The organism is Kineococcus xinjiangensis, assembly GCF_002934625.1.
In the GTDB taxonomy this organism is placed as follows: Bacteria; Actinomycetota; Actinomycetes; order Actinomycetales; family Kineococcaceae; genus Kineococcus_A; species Kineococcus_A xinjiangensis.
Genome location: NZ_PTJD01000006.1, coordinates 178,226 through 195,840 on the forward strand (window position 1 = coordinate 178,226; position 17,615 = coordinate 195,840).

Consider the following 17,615-nt stretch of genomic DNA (forward strand, 5'->3'; position numbering starts at 1 on the left):
GCGCCATGACGCCCCAGGAGAAGGCAGCCGAGCTGCTGCGCCTGCACACCGACCCGGAGCTGCTGGTCCTCGTCAACGTGTGGGACGTGGCGAGCGCCACCACCGTGGCGGCGCTGCCGGGGACGCGGGCACTGGCGACGGCGAGCCACTCGATCGCCGCGACGTTCGGCTACCCCGACGGGGAGCAGATCCCGCTGGAGACGATGCTGGACATGGTGGGCCGGATCGCGGCGGCGGTCGAGCAGCCGGTCAGCGCCGACCTGGAGGCCGGCTACGGGGATGCGGGCGAGACGGTCCGCCGCGCCATCGGGGTGGGCGTCGTCGGTGCCAACATCGAGGACCGCATGGCGCCGCTGGAGCAGGCCGTGGCCGCGGTGCGCGCCGTCGTGGCCGCCGGCGAGGCGGAGGGCGTGCCGTTCGTCCTCAACGCCCGCACCGACGCGTTCCTGCTGGCCGGGGAGGAACCCCTCGACGTGCTCGTCGCCGAGGCGGTGGAACGGGGCCGGGCGTTCCTCGACGCGGGCGCAGCCTGCGTGTTCGTGCCCGGCAGGCTGGACGAGGACACCGTCGCCCGGCTGGTGGAGGGCATCGGGGAGCGCCGGGTCAGCGTCGTCGGCGTGCCGGGGACCCCGCCGCCGTCTCGGCTGGCTGCGCTGGGCGTCGCCCGCGTCTCCTACGGCCCGTGGCCGCAGCGCGTCGCCCTGACGGCGCTGGCCGAGGCCGGGGAGTCGATCCTCGCGGGCGGCGCGCTGCCGGAGGGCACGCGCCTGCTCACCTGAGGCGGCAGGCGGCTGCCCGGGCGCGAACGCAGCGGCGCCGGTGCGGGATCCCGCACCGGCGCCGCACCCGCCGGGCCGGGTGTCCCCGGCCCGGCGTCCCCCGTCAGACCCGCGCGGGGGTGAAACCGCGCAGCCGCAGGCTGTTCGTCACGACGAAGACGGAGGAGAACGCCATCGCCGCGCCCGCCAGCAGCGGGTTCATCAGAGCCGCCACCGCCAGCGGCAGGACCGCCAGGTTGTAGGCGAAGGCCCAGAACAGGTTGCCCTTGATGGTGCCCAGCGTGCGCCGGGACAGCCGGACCGCGTCCACGACGGAGGTGAGGTCGCCGCGCACCAGGGTGATGTCGCTGGCCTGGATGGCCACGTCGGTGCCGGTGCCCATCGCGATGCCGAGGTCGGCCAGCGCCAGGGCCGCGGCGTCGTTCACGCCGTCACCGACCATCGCCACGACCCGGCCCTCCTGCTGCAGCCGCCGCACCTCCGCGACCTTCCCCTCGGGCAGGACGTCGGCGACGACCTCGGTGATGCCGACCTGCTCGGCCACGGCCCGCGCCGCCGCGGCGTTGTCGCCGGTGAGCAGGACGGGGCGCAGCCCGAGGCCGCGCAGGGCCTCCACCGCCGCGGCGCTCGTCGGCTTCACCGTGTCCGCGACGACCAGGACACCGCGGGCGGCGCCGTCCCAGCCGACGGCGATCGCGGTGCGGCCCGCGGCCTGCGCGCGCTCGGCGGCGGCGCGCAGGTCCGCGTCGAGGTGCTGCGACCACTGCTCCACCAGCCAGGAGGGGCGCCCGGCGACGACGGCGTGCCCGTCCACGACGCCCGCCACCCCCAGGCCGCCGGTGGAGGCGAAGGAGCCCACCGGCGCCAGCGCGCCGAGCTCCGCGCGGGCCCCGGCCGCCACCGCCCGGGCGACGGGGTGCTCCGAGGCGTCCTCCAGCGCACCGGCCAGGCGCAGCACCTCCGCGGTGCTCGTCCCGGCCGCGGGCACGACCTCGACCAGGCTCATCCGCCCGGTGGTGACGGTGCCGGTCTTGTCCAGCACCACCGTGTCGATGCGGCGGGTGGACTCCAGCACCTCGGGGCCGGAGATGAGGATGCCGAGCTGGGCGCCGCGGCCGGTGCCCACGAGCAGCGCGGTGGGCGTGGCCAGGCCGAGGGCGCACGGGCAGGCGATGATCAGGACGGAGACCGCGGCGGAGAAGGCCACCTCCGGCCCCGCCCCGGCGAGCAGCCAGCCCGCCAGCGTCGCCGCCGCCAGGAGCAGCACGACCGGCACGAACACCCCGGAGACGCGGTCGGCGAGGCGCTGCACGGGGGCCTTGCCGGACTGGGCGTCCTCCACCAGGCGCGCGATCTGCGCGAGCTGGGTGTCGGCGCCGACGCGGGTGGCGCGCACGACGAGCCGGCCGCCGGCGTTGACGGTCGCGCCGGTGACGGCGTCCCCCACGCCCACCTCCACGGGCACCGGTTCCCCGGTGAGCATGCTGGCGTCGACGGCGCTGGCGCCCTCGACCACCTCCCCGTCGGTGGCGATCTTCTCCCCGGGGCGGACGACGAACAGGTCGTCGACGGCCAGCGACTGGGCAGGCACGCGCTGCTCGGTGCCGTCGCGCAGCACGGTGACGTCCTTGGCGCCCATCTCCAGCAGGGCGCGCAGGGCGGCGCCGGAGCGCTTGCGGGCGCGCGCCTCGGCGTAGCGGCCGGCCAGGACGAAGACGGTCACGACGGCCGCGACCTCGAGGTAGATCTCGCCCGCCCCGGAGGAACCGGGCTCGGGCAGCAGGTGGAACTCCATCCGCATCCCGGGCATGCCGGCGTGGCCGAGGAAGAGGGCGTAGAGCGACCAGCCGAACGCGGCCAGCACGCCGATGCTGATGAGGGTGTCCATGGTCGCCGCGCGGTGGCGGGCATTGGTCCACGCCGCCCGGTGGAAGGGCCAGGCCCCCCAGACGACGACGGGGGCGGCGAGGGTGAGCGCGAGCCACTGCCAGTTCGGGAACTGCCAGACGGGGACCATCGAGAGCACCAGGACGGGCAGGGACAGGGCGGCGGAGATCAGGAGGCGGCGGCGCAGGGTGAGGAGTGCCTCGTCCTCCCGGGCGTCCCCGCCGCCGTCGCCCTCGCCGCGGTCCGGGCCCTGCTCGGGCCGCGCGGGCGCGGGGGGCGCCGGCGGCGTGGCGGTGTAGCCGGTGGCCTCCACCACGGCGATGGCGTCGGCGACGTCGGTGCCGGCGGGCAGTTCCACCCGCGCCTTCTCGGTGGCGTAGTTGACGGTCGCGCTGACGCCCGGCATCCGGTTGAGCTTCTTCTCCACCCGTGCGGCGCAGGAGGCGCAGGTCATCCCGCCGATGAGCAGTTCCACGGCCTGCGCGGGCTGGACCGGCGCGGACGCCGCGGCGGTGGGCTCGGACGGGGTTCGGCGGGTCGACACGCTTCCTCCAGGGGCTCGGTGCGGCCCGGCCGGCGGCCGGGGCGGGTGGGGCTGCCCGTCAGGCGAGCGGGCCGGTCAGCTCGTAGCCGGCCTCGTCGACGGCGGCGCGCACGGACTCCTCCGGGAGCGGGGCGTCGGAGGTGACGGTGACGGTGGACGTCCCGCCGGTGACGAGTTCCACGTCGACGGCGCGGACGCCGTCCAGGGCGGAGACCTCCTCGCGCACGGCGCTCACGCAGTGCCCGCAGGTCATGCCGGTGACGCCGTAGCGGCTGGTGCTGGTCTGCTCGGTCATGGGGTCCTCCCGGGATGTGTCGGATGTGTCGGGGTCGGTGGGGTGCCCGCTCAGGAGCGGACGAGGCGGGCGATCGCGTCGGCGGCCTCCCGCACCTTGGCGTCGGCCTCCTCCCCGCCGGTGGTGGCGGCGGCGACGACGCAGTGGCCGAGGTGGTCCTCCAGCAGCCCGAGGGCCACCGACTGCAGGGCCTTCGTCACCGCGGAGACCTGGGTGAGGATGTCGATGCAGTACTGCTCCTCCTCCACCATGCGCTGCAGCCCCCGGACCTGCCCCTCGATGCGGCGCAGCCGCTTGAGGTAGGCGTCCTTCTCCTGGATGTAGCCGTGGGGCCCTGCTGCGGGGGTGCTGGCGTCGGTCACGGCGTCCTCCTGGTTCGGCTCGTTCGGTCACCCGAGTGAACCAGGTACCCCCAGGGAGTATTCCGCCGGGCGTGTCCGCACGGAACCCGCCCCACCCGCCCCACCCGTGTGCCACAGTTCGACCGGCACCGGGACGTGGCCCGGCCCACGGCTCCGGGAGCACCCATGACGATCACCCCCCGACTCCTGGGCGCGGGCGCAGCCCTGCTCGCCGGTGCGCTGCTCACCGGGTGCGGGACGGCCTCCCCGGAACTGCCTCCCCTGCCCGCACCCGCACCCGCCGCGCCGGTGGCCGCCGCCCCGTCGGGCCCCGTCGCGGCCGTCTCCCCGGCGGACACGGAGTTCGTGCAGCAGGTCCTCGCCCGCCACCAGCGGGCCGTCGACCTCGCGGGACTGGCCGTCGCCCGCGCGTCGGACCCGCAGACCCGCGCACTCGCGGAGGACCTCGTCCGCGTCCACGGCTGGGAGATGACGGAGGCCGCCACCTGGCTGCAGACCCAGAACGCGCTCGCGGCGGCCCCCGTGGACGAGGACCCCGCCGCCGGCACGGCCGTGGGCGCTCTGCTGGAGGTGGAGGGCGAGGCCTTCGACCGGCTGTTCCTCGACCTCGTCGCCGAGCACCACCGCGCCACGATCGAGCTGGCGCAGGCGCAGCAGAAGCACGGGCGCGACGCCGACGCGCGCAACCTGGCCTGGCTCGTCGACGAGGGCCGCACCGGCGAGCTCCAGCGCATCACCGCCCTGCAGCAGGCCTCCTGAGCCGGGCGCGAGCCGCCGGGTCGCGCTCCGCCTGGCGCGGCGGGCGGCCCGAGCGGAGGATCCGGGAGTGCCCGCCCGCCCCCGCCTGAGCCCCGCCGACGTTGCCTGCTGGGTGCTCAAGAGCGCCGTGCCCCTGGGGCAGGTGGCGCCCGGGTGGGAGGCCGGCGCGACGAGGACCCTGAGCCGCTGCGTGCGGCCCTCCTACCGCCTGGGGCTCCTCACCCCCGGGCAGCCCTGCCTGCTGTGGCTGAGCGGGCGCCCCGTCCCCGGACGCCACGAGCCCGGCGTGCACGCCCTGGGGGTCGTGGCGAGCGGCGCTGCGGCGCAACCGGGCGGCGGCGGCGACGCCGTGGACGTCGACCTCCGGCGGCTGCCGGCGCCGGTGCCGCGCGCCGCCCTGCTGGCGGACGCCGCCTTCGCCGACGCGGAGGTGCTGCGGATGCCCGCCGGCAGCAACCCGTCCTACCTGACACCGCGGCAGTACGCGGCGCTGCTGCGGCACCTGGGGGACGAGCCGCGGTGATCCCCACGGGATCGACGGACGCGACACCGCAACGTCGCATCCGTCAATCCCGTGGGGATCACCGCGCCTCAGCGCGGGCGGGAACTCCCGGTCGCCGCGGCCACCAGCAGCGCCAGCACCGTGAGCACCGCCTGCACGGGCACCAGCAGCGGGGACGGCCCGGAGCCCACCAGCGCCAGGAGCATCGGCAGCGCGCCCACCAGCGCCACGTCGGGCCCGGTGGCGAGGGCCGCCCCCAGCCCCGTGGGCACCGCCCCCATCGGCGTGGCGATCAGCGGGCGGGCGAAGTCGGGAGCGGGTCGCCGCGCCGCCCGCACCGCCGCCGCCCCCCACACCGGGCCGGCCAGCGCCCCCAGCAGCACCCACTCCCCCACCCCGCCGGTGGAGAGGCCAAGGAGCGCGCCCGCGGCCGCCCCCCACAGCGCCGTCGCCGCCACCGGCACCACCATCCGGTGCGCCCGCACCGCCGCGTCCCCCAGCGGCAGCAGCGCATCCAGCGCCGGGCACAGCTGCGCCGCCCGCACGGCCGCCGCCGTGGGCGCAGCCCCCGCGTAGCCGCCCACCAGGACCGCCAGCACCACCGGCCACGGCGAGGGCGCCGCCAGGGCAGCCACCGGCAGGCACGCGGTGACGGCGAGCCGCAGCAGCGCCCGCGGGGTGCGCAGCAGGAGCAGCAGGTCCGCGCAGACCAGCGCCGCGGGGGCCCGCCACCGCGCAGTCGGCCACCGGGACGCGGCCAGCAACCGCGAGACCGGGCGCACCCGGACGCGGCGCTGCGCCGACAGCGCCGCCGACAGGCCCCCGAGGTCCAACGACAGCAGCGCCAGGTGCGCCTGCCCCGTGGTGTCACCGTGCTCGCGGAGGCTGCGGTCCCGCACCATCGGACTGAGCACGTCCACCGCGAACGCGGCCCCGCAGGTGGCGAGCACGACGAGCACCGGCAGGGCCGGCGGGACCGACAGGACCAGCCGGGGCACCGCCAGGACGGCGACGAGCACCCCGGCCAGGGGCAGTGCCGCCAGTGCGGTGTCCGCGACCCGGCGGGCGGCCTGCTCGGCCCCCGCCGTCTGCGCGAGCGCGGGGAGCAGGACGGCAGCGGCGGCCGTCGCGGCGCCCAGCACCGCACCGCAGGCGAGGGCCGTCGCATCGGGACGGGCTGCGAGCACGAGGACGAGCCCGGCCCCCGGGGCGGCGCCGAGCACCGCCGCCACGGCCGGCCAGCGCAGCGCCGCTGGGCGCAACAGCGTGCGGCGGTCGACCGGCAGCGGCAGCCACCACGCCGACTGCGCCCAGGTCAGCGACACCGGGCCCGTCCGGGCGGCCAGCCCCGCCAGCGCCACAACCCCGGCCGCCGCCAGCAGCACGGCGATCCAGCCGGGGTCGAGGAACGGCCCGTCGACCACGGGGGCGCCCCGCCCCACGCGCAGGTCCGCGCCGAGGTCCTCCGCCACCGAGAGCAGGGAGGCCGCCGTCATGGCGAACGCCAGCAGGGCCGTGTAGAGGTCCTCCAGCAGGGCACCGAGGCCGTGGACGGAACGGGCCCGGGCACGGCGGCGGGTCCAGCCACGCACGGCCCGCCCCGACGGAGGGCCCGACCGCCCCGGCGACGGACGGGTGAGCGGCGCGACGCTCACAGCGCCTCGATCGCGGCGGCCGCCTGCTCCGGAGCGCACGAGCGGACGTCGTCCTCCGCCAGCACCAGCGCCGACGTGGCGCAGCCGCGCACGAGGTCACCGTCGTGGGTGGCGACGAGGACGGCACCGCCGCCGTCCCGCTCGGCGCGCAGCCGGGCCGTCACCGCCCGGCGCATGCCCGGGTCGAGGCGCTGCTCGGGCTCGTCGAGGAGCAGCAGCGCGCGCGGGCGCGCGAACGCCGCGGCCATCAGCAGACGGCGGCGCTGTCCCGACGAGACCGCCGTCGGCGGGGCGTCGGCGCGGTCGGTGAGCCCGAACTCGGCCAGCAGCCGCTCGCAGACCGCGACGGGGTCCGGCACGGCGTGCCCGGAGGCGACGAGCAGCAGGTGCTCGCGCACGGTGAGCCCGGGCAGGAAGGCGTCGTCGCCGAGGTCGGTCGCCACCGCCGCGCGGAAGGACCGGGAGCGCGCGTCGAGCGGCGCCCCCAGCACCCGCACCTGCCCGGCCAGCGGCGGCAGCAGGCCCGCGACGGTCCGCAGCAGCGTGGACTTGCCCGAGCCGTTGGCCCCCACCACGGCGAGGACCTCCCCTGCCGCGAGGTCGAAGGACAGCGGCGGGCCGAGGGGCGTGCCGTGGCCGACGACGAGGTCGGTGACGGAGACGACGGCGGGCGCGGGGCGGTGCACGGCCGCGACGCTAGTGAGCCGGCGCCCGGCACCGGATCCGCCGACCGGCGCCCACCACCCTCGACGAACGGCGGCTGCGCGTCCTCCTCAGTCGCCGTAGAAGACGCGTTGCACGACGGCGCGGGCGTGCCGGGTGACGCGCAGGTACTCCTCCTCGAACTCCCGGGCCGAGCCCGGCGGCCAGCCCATGATCCGCGCCACGCCGTCCAGGGCGCTGCGCTGCGCGGGCAGGGAGTCCTTCGCCTTGCCGTGCCAGAGCACCACGGCGTTGCGCACCCGCGAGGTGAACTCCCACGTCGCGCGCAGCTCCGCCCCGTCGGCGGCGTCCAGCAGGCCCGCCTCCACGGCGGCGGCCAGCGCGGGCACCGTCGACGTCGTGCGCAGCCCCGGGTGCTCCGCCGCCCCGGCCAGCTGCAGCACCTGCACCGTCCACTCCACGTCCGCGATGCCGCCGCGGCCGAGCTTGATGTGGCGCAGCGGGTCCGCCCCGCGCGGCAGCCGCTCCCCCTCCACGCGCGCCTTGATGCGGCGCACCTCCCGCAGGTTCGCCTCCGACAGCCCGGCCGCCGGCCAGCGCAGCGGGTCCACCAGCTCCCGGAACCGCGCGCCGAGGCCCGCCACGTCACCGGCCACGGGTCGCGCGCGCAGCAGGGCCTGCGCCTCCCACGGCGCGGACCAGCGCGCGTAGTAGGCGCGGTAGGACTCCAGCGAACGCACCAGCGGTCCCTGCCTGCCCTCCGGGCGCAGGTCCGCGTCCACGTCCAGGCCCGGCTCCGGGCCCGCCTCGGACAGGGAGCGGCGCAGCTCCGCCACCACGGCCTGCGCGGCGGCCTGCGCCTGCCCCTCGTCCGCGCCCGGCACCGGCTCGTGCACGAACAGCACGTCGGCGTCGCTGCCGTAGCCGGTCTCCCGCCCCCCGAGCCGGCCCATGCCGACGACGAGGAGCCGGGTGGGCAGGGGCCGCTCCTCGCGCCGCTCCACCGTCCGCACGGCGGCCCGCAGTGTCACCTCCAGCAGGGCGTCGTCGGCGTCGGCCAGCGCACGGCCCACCCCGTCCAGGTCGCGCAGGCCCACGAGGTCGGCCACGGAGGTGCGCAGCAGCTCCCGGCGGCGCACGCCCCGCGCGGCGAGGACCGGTGAGGGCCCGGCGGCCGACCCGGCCGGGGTCTCCGGGCGGCGCTGGACCGCCGCCTCCATCGCCTCCACCACCTGCTCGCGGTCGTAGGGCGCCAGCCGGTCGTCGTCGGCGAAGACGGCCACCGACTCGGGGCTGCGCAGCAGCAGCTCCGCCGGCAGCTCCGCCGCGGAGAGGACGTGGGCGAGGCGCTCGGCGGCCGCGCCGGAGTCGCGCAGCATCGTCAGGTACCACTGGCTGCCGCCGAGGTGGTCCGACACCCGCCGGTAGGCCAGCAGCCCGGCGTCGGGGTCGGCGCCGTCGGCGAACCACTGCAGCATCACCGGCAGCAGGGTGCGCTGGATGCTGGCGCGCCGGCTGACCCCGCTCGTCAGCGCCTCCAGGTGCCGCAGGGCGCCCGCGGGGTCGCGGTAGCCCAGCGCCGCCATCCGCTCCCGGGCCGCCTCGGGGGTCAGCCGCACGTCGAGGCCCGCGTCCGCCACGGACAGCCGCGCCACCGCCGACAGCAGCGGCCGGTAGAAGAGCTTCTCGTGGAGGCGGCGCACGTCGCGCCGGGTGCCGCGCAGCAGGTCCTCCAGCTGCTGCACCGGCGTCGCGCGCAGCCCCAGGGCCCGCCCGAGGCGGCGCAGGTCCGCCTCCGCCGTCGGCAGCACGTGGGTGCGGCGCAGCCGGTGCAGCTGGAGGCGGTGCTCCAGGGAGCGCAGCAGGCGGTAGTGGCGGTCCAGCTCGGCGGCGTCGTGGCGGCCGATGTAGCCGTAGGCCGTCAGCTCCTCCAGCGCCTCCAGGGTGTTGGGGCTGCGCAGCCGGGAGTCGGCGCGCCCATGCACCATCTGCAGCAGCTGCACGCTGAACTCGACGTCGCGCAGGCCGCCGGGGCCGAGCTTGAGCTGGCGCCCGGCGTCCTTGGCGGGGATGTGCGACTCCACGCGGCGGCGCATCGCCTGCACGTCCTCGACGAAGCCCTCGCGCTCGCTGGCGCTCCACACCATGGGCCGCAGCGCCTCGACGTAGGCGCGGCCCAGCTCGGCGTCGCCGGCGACGGGGCGGGCCTTCAGCAGCGCCTGGAACTCCCAGGTCTTCGCCCAGCGGCGGTAGTACTCGAGGTGGCTGTCGAGGGTGCGCACCAGCGGCCCGTTCTTGCCCTCCGGGCGCAGGCCGGCGTCGACCTCCCAGAGGCTACCCTCCGCGGTGTGCGCGGAGCAGGCGCGCTGCAGGGCCGCGGCCAGCCTGCCGCCGGTGGCGAGGGCCTCGGCGGCGTCGGCGCCCTCGGCGGGTTCCACGACGTAGACGACGTCGACGTCGCTGAGGTAGTTCAGCTCCCGCCCGCCGGTCTTGCCCATCCCGAGCACCGCGAGGCGGCAGCCGGCCCCGCCGTCCGGCAGCTCCGAGCGGGCGATCGCCAGGGCGGCCTCCAGGGCGGCGGCGGCGAGGTCGGCCAGCTCCGCGGCGACGGAGGGCATCGCGGCGGTCGGCTCCTCCGACGCCAGGTCCCGCCCGGCCAGCGCCAGCAGCCGGCGGCGGTAGGCCACGCGCAGCGCGTCGACGGGCTCCGGCTGCCCCGCGCCCCCGTCGGCCGCCGGGTCTCGTCGGCCCGCCACCGGCACGTCGGCGTCCGGGTCGGCGCCCACCGCGGCGAGCAGCTCCGCGCGCGCGTGCCCGCGAGCGGGCGGGTCCGCGGCCAGCAGCGCCCGCCAGTGCGCCGGGTGGCGCACGAGGTGGTCGGCGAGGGCGCCGGAGCCGCCGAGGACGGCCAGCAGCCGGGCCCGGGCCGCGGCCTCCTCCTCCGTGGCGGCCTGCAGCAGCGACCGCACGTCCTCGACGTCGGGTCCGGCCACGACGCCGCTGCACCAGCGCACCAGCGCCAGCAGGCCGGCGTCGGGGTCGGCGGTGAGGCCGAGGGCGCGCACCAGCGACGCGCTGGCCTCGTCGAGCAGGCGGTCGGCGTCCGCGGAGACGGCGGGCTCCCGCCCGGCGGTGAGCACCTCGCGCAGGGCGGCGTCCTCGAGCAGCCGCAGCGCCCGCTCCGCGCCGTCGAAGCCGCAGCGGGCCAGGAGTGCGGGGCCGGTGGCGCGGCGGCCGGGGGCGGGCCGCCCACCGGGACCGGGCGGGGGAACTGCCACGGGGCCTCCTAGAGCAGCGGCAGGAACCGCTGCAGCTCGAACGGCGTGACCTGGGCCCGGTACTCCGCCCACTCCTGGCGCTTGTTGCGCAGGAAGAAGTCGAAGACGCCCTCGCCGAGGGTCTGCGCGACGAGCTCCGAGTCCTCCATGATCGCGATGGCGTGGTCGAGGCTGCTGGGCAGGGGGTGGATGCCGAGGGCGCGGCGCTCCTGCGAGGTCAGCGACCAGACGTCGTCCTCGGCGCCCTCGGGGAGTTCGTAGCCCTCCTCGATGCCCTTCAGGCCGGCCGAGAGCAGCACCGCGAAGGCGAGGTAGGGGTTGGCGGCGGCGTCGAGGGCGCGGTACTCCACCCGCACCGACTGCCCCTTGTTCGGCTTGTACATCGGCACCCGCACCAGCGCGGAGCGGTTGTTGTGCCCCCAGCAGACGTAGGAGGGCGCCTCCCCGCCGGACCAGAGCCGCTTGTAGGAGTTCACGAACTGGTTGGTCACGGCGGTGATCTCCGCGGCGTGGCGGAGGATGCCCGCGATGAACTGCCGCCCCGTGGTGGAGAGCTGGTACTGCGCACCGGCCTCGAAGAAGGCGTTGGTGTCGCCCTGGAACAGCGACAGGTGGGTGTGCATCCCGGAGCCCGGCTGCGCCTGCAGCGGCTTCGGCATGAAACTGCAGTACAGGCCCATCTCGCCGGCGACCTCCTTCAGCACGGTGCGGAAGGTCATGACGTTGTCGGCGGTGGTGAGGGCGTCGGCGTAGCGCAGGTCGATCTCGTTCTGGCCCGGCCCGCCCTCGTGGTGGCTGAACTCCACGGAGATGCCCATGCTCTCCAGCACGGAGATGGCCGTGCGGCGGAAGTCGTGGGTGGTGCCGCCGGGGACGTTGTCGAAGTAGCCGACGTAGTCCACCGGCTCCGGCACCGCGCCGCGCTCGAGCGGGCCCTTGAACAGGTAGAACTCGATCTCAGGGTGCGTGTAGAAGGTGTAGCCGAGGCCGGCGGCGCGGTCCAGGGCCCGCTTGAGGACGTTGCGCGGGTCCGACATGGCCGGCTCGCCGTCGGGGGTGTGCACGTCGCAGAAGATGCGGGCGGTGCCGGGGTGCTCGGCGTCGGTGCGCCAGGGCAGCACCTGGAAGGTGGAGGGGTCCGGGCGCAGCAGCATGTCGGACTCCGACACGCGCGAGAGGCCCTCGATGGCGGAGCCGTCGAAGCCGATGCCCTCCCCGAAGGCGCCCTCCAGCTCGGCCGGCGCGATCGCCACGGACTTCAGCGTGCCGATGACGTCGGTGAACCAGAGCCGCACGAAGCGGATGTCGCGCTCCTCGATGGTGCGCAGCACGAACTCCTGCTGGCGGTCCATGGCACCCTTCCCGTCGCTGTCGTCGCCGCTGGCCGGCTGTCCACGGTGCCCCGGAGCGGGCGGTGAGCCGCACCGGCGCCGTGTGCATACTGCACCACGCCCCTCCCGTGCCGGGCGGTGGGCGACGCCTGGTCCCGCGCGCTCTCCGGAGTGCCCCGGCCGGCCTGGCCCTCACCACCGTCCGGAGACGACCTCGCTCACGTCGACCGCCGGGGCGGTGCGCACCTGCTCGGTCACGTCGTCGCGGAAGCGCGAGACGAGGGCGCTCACGGCGTCGTCGTCGTAGGGTCCCGCCGGCGAGACGCCGTCGAGGATGCTGCCGATCCCCCCACTCCCGTCGTGGCGACGGATCCACAGGATCCCGGGCTCCTCCTCGAAGATGGAGTCGAACGCGAAGTCGGGCCGCTCCCCGCGCCGCTCGCCCGCCGCGCCGATCCACCAGCGCCGAGGGCGCGGGCCAGCTCGACGACAGACATGTCCTCCTCCACGAGGTGGATCCCGTCACCGTCGGCCAGCCTGACGGTGGCGAAGACGTTGGCCACGAGATCGTGCTTCGTCTCGAAGACGGCGGGATTCGCCGTGACGTCCGAGACCTCCAGAGCGATCACGGGATCCGCGCCGGGAAGGCGTTGATGATGCGCCCGTCGTTGCTCACGATGACCCGCACCCCCGTCTCACCTCGGGTGCCGACTCGTCGCTCCACATCCACCACCTTGGCCGCCCGCAGAGCGGCGCGCGCCTGAGGTGTGAGCGCGGCCGCGCCGGCGCGCTCGGTGCTCCGGGTCGCCGTCCGCTCCGCGAGAACGGCTCCCCCGCGCACTGCGCCCCCCTCCGACCAGCATGGTGCCGATGCCGGTGATGAGTCCACCGCCCCGGTAGGCGGTCGAGTGGGTGTCCGGCGCCGCCCATGCCTCGAGGTCGTCGTGGGCGTCCCCGATGCCGCGGTGCAGGTCCTGAGCCGGCTCCCAGGGCAGCAGGCCGACGACAGCGCCGACGAGGCCCACTCCGCCCCGCCACGCGCCGTCGCCCAGACGGGCGACGGCGTTGCAGAAGGAGTTGCGCCGGGCGGCGCCCCGGCGGGGCGTGCCGCCGCCGGCTGCGCGGCGGAACCGATGTCCATGTCGGGGATCTCGGTCGCGATCCCGTCCACGGCCCGGGCAGCCGCCTCGTTGGCTCGCAGGGCGTCCAGGACGGCGGCCTCCATCTCGGCTGAGGCTTCGTCAGGAGCGGATCCCCCAGGTCCTGGACGTCTCGAGGAGCGCCCCTGGCGGAGTCCCACCGCCGAGGGCTCCTCGTCGGCACGGAAAGTGCGGACTCGTCCCGACCTAGCGCTCGAACGCTCCCCGGGGGCGGTGGACGACGGACGCAGCACGGGCGGGGGGTTGCCGGCGTGCGTCGGCGGCCTCGGACGCACCTGAGGGGCTGGGGGCTGCGGCGGGCGCGGTCCGGTGGCTGAGAGCCGCGCGGACGACGCTGAGCGTCGACCGCGTCGACTGCGCTCGTTCCGGCTGCACGGACGGCGTCCGCGGCGGGGCCTCGGCGTGCAGCCTCCGCAGTTCGGCGCAGACGTGGCGGTAGCCCTCAGCGGCTGATCCCGGAGGCAGTCCCGCGGCGTGCAGCGCCCAGGTGATCTGCCGCCCCCTGCCCACCGGGGTCTCGGTGGCCGCTGGGCCGGGGCGGTCGTGGAGCAGGTCCTGGCGCTGGCGCTGGACACCGAGCAGGACCTTGTCCAGTTCCCGGGGCCAGTCCGCCCTGGCGGAGGCGACGAGCCCGTCGGCGATGAGGACGGCGGCGTCGAGGGTCGCTCGGTCCTTGTGGACGGCGTTGCCGGCGCCGACCACCTGGAGGCCACCGGACACGACCTGCGCGCCTCCGCCCATCCAGTCCCCGGCGGCGAAGCGCACTCCCCCGGTGGCGGCCCTGGCGACGCCACCACCGATGACGGCGCCCTGGCGCGTCGTGCGGGCGCGGCGATCGCCCTGCCACGCCTCGAAGGCCATCTTCACGGCGGCGGTGATCCCGAGCTTCCGGGCGTCGCGGCTGAAGTCCCTGCGCCAGGCGCTGCCCTCGGAGGCGCTCACGCGGTGGGGGTCCAGTCGAAGAAGGCGTGCCCCTCCCCGAAGAGCCGGTGCAGGTCCTGCGCCAGCATCGTGGCGAACAGCCGCGGCGGGGCGCCGCGCCCCTCCATCTCGGTGATCGTGGCGCCGAGGGGCTTGCCCTCGTCGCACTCCTCGATGAGGGCGAGGGTGTGCCGGCTGAGGTGCCCGTCGCTGCCGTCGCCGAAGCGCACCGCGTGGATGACGCCGTCCGCCTCCACCGGGCCGAGATCCGTGTAGACCGCGCGCAGGAGCAACCGGTCCAGCACCTCCCGATCGGACGTGGGCTCGACCACCACGAGGCGTGCCTGCACCATCTCCCCCAGCTGACGCTGCCCGTCCGCCCCCAGCAGGCCGAGCAGGTTCCCGACCCGGGTGCCCAGACGCAGCCGGTGCAGCACCTCGAAGCGCTCCTCCGGGAAGCCCAGCACCTCGTCTCCCTGCCGGACCCCGCAGTAGCGGCGGGTGGGGTCCTCGCCCTCCCACACGGCGGGCTCGTACAGGGAGCCGACGAGGTAGACGTCGTCCTGGAGGTCGAACACGGACATGCTCCCTCGTGGTGGCGGGCCGGCGGGGCGCGGTTCCCCGTCTCGTCAGTGTGCCTGCCGGCACCGGGTCAGCGCGGCGGCTGTCCATGCTCTTCACCGGTTCGCCGCCGCGCCGTGCACGTCCACGCCGGCCCGCCCGCCGAGGGCCCCCGACGGCCGTCCCGGCCCCCTCCCCCGCACCCCCTACGCTGGCCGCATGCCTCAGCTGCGCGTCGCGCTGGCCCAGATCGATGCCTGCGTCGGGGACCTGGACGGCAACGCCGCCGGGGTCGTGGAGTGGACCGGGCGCGCCGCCGCGGACGGCGCCCACCTCGTCGTGTTCCCGGAGATGGTGCTCACCGGCTACCCGGTGGAGGACCTCGCGCTGCGCTCCTCCTTCGTCGAGGCGTCGCGGGAGCGGCTGCGGGCCCTGGCCGTGGAGCTGGCCGCCGCCGGGCACGGGGAGCTGCCCGTGGTGCTCGGCTACCTCGACCGCGCCGAGGTCGACACCCGCCCCGGCGTCCTCGGTGGGCGGCCGCGGGGGCTGCCGCAGAACTGCGCGGCGGTGCTGCACCGCGGGCAGGTCGTCGCCCGCTACGCCAAGCACCACCTGCCCAACTACGGCGTCTTCGACGAGGCCCGCATCTTCGTGCCCGGCGACGAGCTGGTCGTGCTGCGGGTGCGGGGCGTGGACGTGGCGCTGGCGATCTGCGAGGACCTCTGGCAGGAGGGCGGGCCGGTGTCGCTGACCCGCGAGGCCGGCGCCGGGCTCCTCGCGGTCCTCAACGGCTCCCCGTACGAGCGCGACAAGGACGACGTCCGCCTGGAGCTGGTCACCCGCCGCGCCGCGCAGGCGCAGTGCACCCTCGCCTACGTCAACCTCGTCGGCGGGCAGGACGAGCTGGTCTTCGACGGCGACTCCCTCGTGGTGACCGCCGACGGGGAGCTGCTGGCCCGCGGGGAGCAGTTCCGCGAGGGCCTGGTCACCGTGGACCTCGACCTGCCGGTGGCGGCCGTCCCGGTGGAGCACCCCGCGGTGCGCCGCGTGTTCCTCTCCACGGAACCCGTCCCCGCCTACGACGCCCGGCAGGCCCCGAGGCACGAACCCCTGCCCGCCGTGGCGGACGTGTACGCGGCGCTGGTGACGGGCCTGCGGGACTACGTGCGCAAGAACGGCTTCCGCTCCGTGGTGCTCGGCCTCTCCGGCGGCATCGACTCCGCCCTCGTGGCGGCGCTGGCCGTGGACGCCCTCGGTCCCGACGCCGTGCACGGGATCTCGCTGCCCAGCGCGTACTCCTCCGAGCACTCCAAGGACGACGCCGCGGACCTCGCCCGGCGCACCGGCCTGCACCACCGGCAGGTGCCCATCGCGCCGATGGTGGAGACGTTCCTCGCCACCGTGGAGCTCACCGGGGTCGCGGAGGAGAACCTGCAGGCGCGGGTGCGCGGCACGACGCTGATGGGGCTGTCCAACCAGGAGGGCCACCTCACGCTCGCCACCAGCAACAAGAGCGAGCTGGCGGTGGGGTACTCCACCCTCTACGGCGACTCCGTCGGCGGCTTCGCCCCGCTGAAGGACGTCCCCAAGACGCTCGTGTGGGAACTGGCCCGCTGGCGCAACGCCGACGCCGCCGCGCGCGGGCAGGTCCCGCCCATCCCCGAGTCCAGCATCACCAAGCCCCCCTCGGCGGAGCTGCGCCCCGGGCAGACCGACCAGGACTCCCTGCCCGACTACGCGGTGCTCGACGACATCCTCGACGACTACGTCGAGGGCGACCGCGGCCGCGCCGACCTCGTCGCCCGGGGCTTCCCCGCCGAGGTCGTGGACAAGGTCGTGACGCTGGTGGACCGCGCCGAGTGGAAGCGGCGGCAGTTCGCCCCCGGTACGAAGATCTCCCTCAAGGCGTTCGGCCGCGACCGGCGCCTGCCCATCACCAGCCGCTGGCGCGAGCCCGCCGCCCCGGCGGAGCTGGCTCCCCCGGTCGCACCGGAGGACGCGCACCTCGGCACCACCCGCACGGACGGAGCACAGCAGTGAGCGAGCAGGCCCCTTACGGCAGCGGCCCGGCCGCCGCGCCCAACCCCGCACGCCGGCGCACCCGCGTCCACCACCTGCAGGCGTGGAAGGACGCCGGGGAGAAGTGGGCGATGCTGACCAGCTACGACCAGATGAGCGCGGAGATCTTCGACGCCGCCGGGATCCCCGTCCTCCTCGTCGGCGACTCCGCCGGCAACAACGTCCTCGGCCACGAGACGACCCTGCCCGTCACCCTCGACGAGATGGTCCCGATGGTGCGGGCGGTGGTGCGCGGCGCACCGCACGCCCTGGTGGTGGCGGACCTGCCGTTCGGCTCCTACGAGGTCTGCGACGAGGACGCCGTGCGCGCGGGCGTGCGGATGATGAAGGAGGGCCCGGCGCACGCGGTGAAGCTGGAGGGCGGGCGCCGCTCCGCCAGCCGCATCCGCGCCCTCGTCGACGCGGGCATCCCCGTGATGGGCCACGTCGGCTTCACCCCGCAGAGCGAGCACATCCTCGGCGGCTACCGGGTGCAGGGCCGCGGCCTGGCCGCGGAGGACGTCATCGCCGACGCAGTCGCCGTGGCGGAGGCCGGGGCGTTCGCGGTGGTGCTGGAGATGGTTCCCGCCGAGGTCGCCCAGGGGATCACGAAGCAGCTCGACATCCCCACCGTCGGCATCGGTGCCGGCCCCGACTGCGACGCGCAGGTGCTGGTGTGGCAGGACATGGCGGGGCTGCGCGGCGGGCGGGCGCCCCGCTTCGTGAAGCGCTACGCCGACCTGCGCGGGGACCTGGAGCGGGCGGCGCGCGCGTACGCGGCGGAGGTGCGCGACGGGGCGTTCCCCACCGCGGCGCAGTCGTTCGAGAGCTGAGGCCGCCGCGCCCTCACGCCGCGATGT

Annotated in this window: 15 protein-coding genes; 5 read left to right on the plus strand and 10 right to left on the minus strand. The window is 76.3% G+C overall.

Annotated elements, in window-relative coordinates; all coding sequences use genetic code 11:
* Positions 1–5 precede the first annotated feature (5 nt).
* Entirely contained in the window at positions 6–779 is a 774-nt protein-coding gene (locus CLV92_RS10250) for an isocitrate lyase/PEP mutase family protein (protein WP_104432712.1), read from the plus strand.
* 103 nt (positions 780–882) lie between these two features.
* Here CLV92_RS10250 and CLV92_RS10255 read toward each other — a convergent pair whose 3' ends face one another.
* The 3 genes from CLV92_RS10255 to CLV92_RS10265 form a co-directional block, all read right to left on the minus strand.
* Positions 883–3,120 carry a heavy metal translocating P-type ATPase gene (locus CLV92_RS10255; protein WP_104432817.1) on the minus strand — a complete coding sequence of 746 codons (2,238 nt, stop codon included), beginning with the start codon at positions 3,118–3,120 and terminating at the stop codon, positions 883–885.
* Between the two features lie 148 nt (positions 3,121–3,268).
* A complete protein-coding gene (locus CLV92_RS10260) occupies positions 3,269–3,505 on the minus strand; it encodes a heavy-metal-associated domain-containing protein (RefSeq protein ID WP_104432713.1) in 237 nt (78 codons plus the stop codon).
* Positions 3,506–3,555: 50 nt separating this feature from the next.
* Positions 3,556–3,867 carry a metal-sensitive transcriptional regulator gene (locus CLV92_RS10265; RefSeq protein WP_104432714.1) on the minus strand — a complete coding sequence of 104 codons (312 nt, stop codon included), beginning with the start codon at positions 3,865–3,867 and terminating at the stop codon, positions 3,556–3,558.
* Between the two features lie 165 nt (positions 3,868–4,032).
* On the opposite strand from CLV92_RS10265, the gene CLV92_RS10270 reads away from it, so the two are divergent.
* The gene (locus CLV92_RS10270) at positions 4,033–4,626 is read left to right on the plus strand and encodes a DUF305 domain-containing protein (protein WP_104432715.1); all 594 of its coding nucleotides are present in this window, start codon (positions 4,033–4,035) and stop codon (positions 4,624–4,626) included.
* 67 nt (positions 4,627–4,693) lie between these two features.
* On the plus strand, positions 4,694–5,149 hold the full coding sequence (locus tag CLV92_RS10275; protein ID WP_104432716.1) for a hypothetical protein: 456 nt from the start codon (positions 4,694–4,696) through the stop codon (positions 5,147–5,149).
* Positions 5,150–5,217: 68 nt separating this feature from the next.
* On the opposite strand, the gene CLV92_RS10280 is transcribed toward CLV92_RS10275, so the two are convergent.
* The 7 genes from CLV92_RS10280 to CLV92_RS10315 all read right to left on the minus strand — a co-directional run bounded on the left by CLV92_RS10280 (position 5,218) and on the right by CLV92_RS10315 (position 14,720).
* Positions 5,218–6,720: a DUF6297 family protein gene (locus tag CLV92_RS10280; RefSeq protein ID WP_104432717.1), complete on the minus strand. Its 1,503-nt coding sequence runs from the start codon at positions 6,718–6,720 to the stop codon at positions 5,218–5,220.
* 59 nt (positions 6,721–6,779) lie between these two features.
* The gene (locus CLV92_RS10285) at positions 6,780–7,469 is read right to left on the minus strand and encodes an ABC transporter ATP-binding protein (protein WP_104432718.1); all 690 of its coding nucleotides are present in this window, start codon (positions 7,467–7,469) and stop codon (positions 6,780–6,782) included.
* An 87-nt stretch (positions 7,470–7,556) separates the two neighbouring features.
* Positions 7,557–10,724 carry a bifunctional [glutamine synthetase] adenylyltransferase/[glutamine synthetase]-adenylyl-L-tyrosine phosphorylase gene (locus tag CLV92_RS10290; RefSeq protein ID WP_211291025.1) on the minus strand — a complete coding sequence of 1,056 codons (3,168 nt, stop codon included), beginning with the start codon at positions 10,722–10,724 and terminating at the stop codon, positions 7,557–7,559.
* Between the two features lie 8 nt (positions 10,725–10,732).
* A complete protein-coding gene (locus CLV92_RS10295) occupies positions 10,733–12,076 on the minus strand; it encodes a glutamine synthetase family protein (RefSeq protein WP_104432719.1) in 1,344 nt (447 codons plus the stop codon).
* 604 nt (positions 12,077–12,680) lie between these two features.
* The gene (locus tag CLV92_RS21400; protein ID WP_104432721.1) at positions 12,681–12,896 is read right to left on the minus strand and encodes a hypothetical protein; all 216 of its coding nucleotides are present in this window, start codon (positions 12,894–12,896) and stop codon (positions 12,681–12,683) included.
* Positions 12,897–13,401: 505 nt separating this feature from the next.
* The gene (locus tag CLV92_RS10310) at positions 13,402–14,157 is read right to left on the minus strand and encodes a hypothetical protein (protein WP_104432722.1); all 756 of its coding nucleotides are present in this window, start codon (positions 14,155–14,157) and stop codon (positions 13,402–13,404) included.
* Complete coding sequence (locus tag CLV92_RS10315; RefSeq protein ID WP_104432723.1) at positions 14,154–14,720, minus strand: hypothetical protein; 567 nt, start codon at positions 14,718–14,720, stop codon at positions 14,154–14,156. Before CLV92_RS10315 ends, CLV92_RS10310 begins: the two co-directional genes overlap by 4 nt.
* Positions 14,721–14,916: 196 nt before the next feature.
* Between CLV92_RS10315 and CLV92_RS10320 the strand changes: the two genes are divergently transcribed.
* Both CLV92_RS10320 and panB read left to right on the plus strand, forming a co-directional pair.
* A complete protein-coding gene (locus tag CLV92_RS10320) occupies positions 14,917–16,737 on the plus strand; it encodes an NAD+ synthase (RefSeq protein ID WP_104432724.1) in 1,821 nt (606 codons plus the stop codon).
* On the plus strand, positions 16,734–17,588 hold the full coding sequence (gene panB / locus CLV92_RS10325; RefSeq protein WP_104432725.1) for a 3-methyl-2-oxobutanoate hydroxymethyltransferase: 855 nt from the start codon (positions 16,734–16,736) through the stop codon (positions 17,586–17,588). The genes CLV92_RS10320 and panB overlap by 4 nt, the downstream gene beginning before the upstream one ends.
* The last annotated feature ends 27 nt before the right edge of the window (positions 17,589–17,615 follow it).

Excerpts from the sequence above, each read along its gene's own strand:
- CLV92_RS10260 (WP_104432713.1), bottom strand. The coding sequence starts at position 3,505 with ATGACCGAGCAGACCAGCACCAGCCGCTACGGCGTCACCGGCATGACC.
- CLV92_RS10270 (WP_104432715.1), top strand. The coding sequence starts at position 4,033 with ATGACGATCACCCCCCGACTCCTGGGCGCGGGCGCAGCCCTGCTCGCC.
- CLV92_RS10315 (WP_104432723.1), bottom strand. The coding sequence starts at position 14,720 with ATGTCCGTGTTCGACCTCCAGGACGACGTCTACCTCGTCGGCTCCCTG.
- CLV92_RS10255 (WP_104432817.1), bottom strand. The coding sequence starts at position 3,120 with ATGACCTGCGCCTCCTGCGCCGCACGGGTGGAGAAGAAGCTCAACCGG.
- CLV92_RS10295 (WP_104432719.1), bottom strand. The coding sequence starts at position 12,076 with ATGGACCGCCAGCAGGAGTTCGTGCTGCGCACCATCGAGGAGCGCGAC.
- CLV92_RS10250 (WP_104432712.1), top strand. The coding sequence starts at position 6 with ATGACGCCCCAGGAGAAGGCAGCCGAGCTGCTGCGCCTGCACACCGAC.
- CLV92_RS10320 (WP_104432724.1), top strand. The coding sequence starts at position 14,917 with ATGCCTCAGCTGCGCGTCGCGCTGGCCCAGATCGATGCCTGCGTCGGG.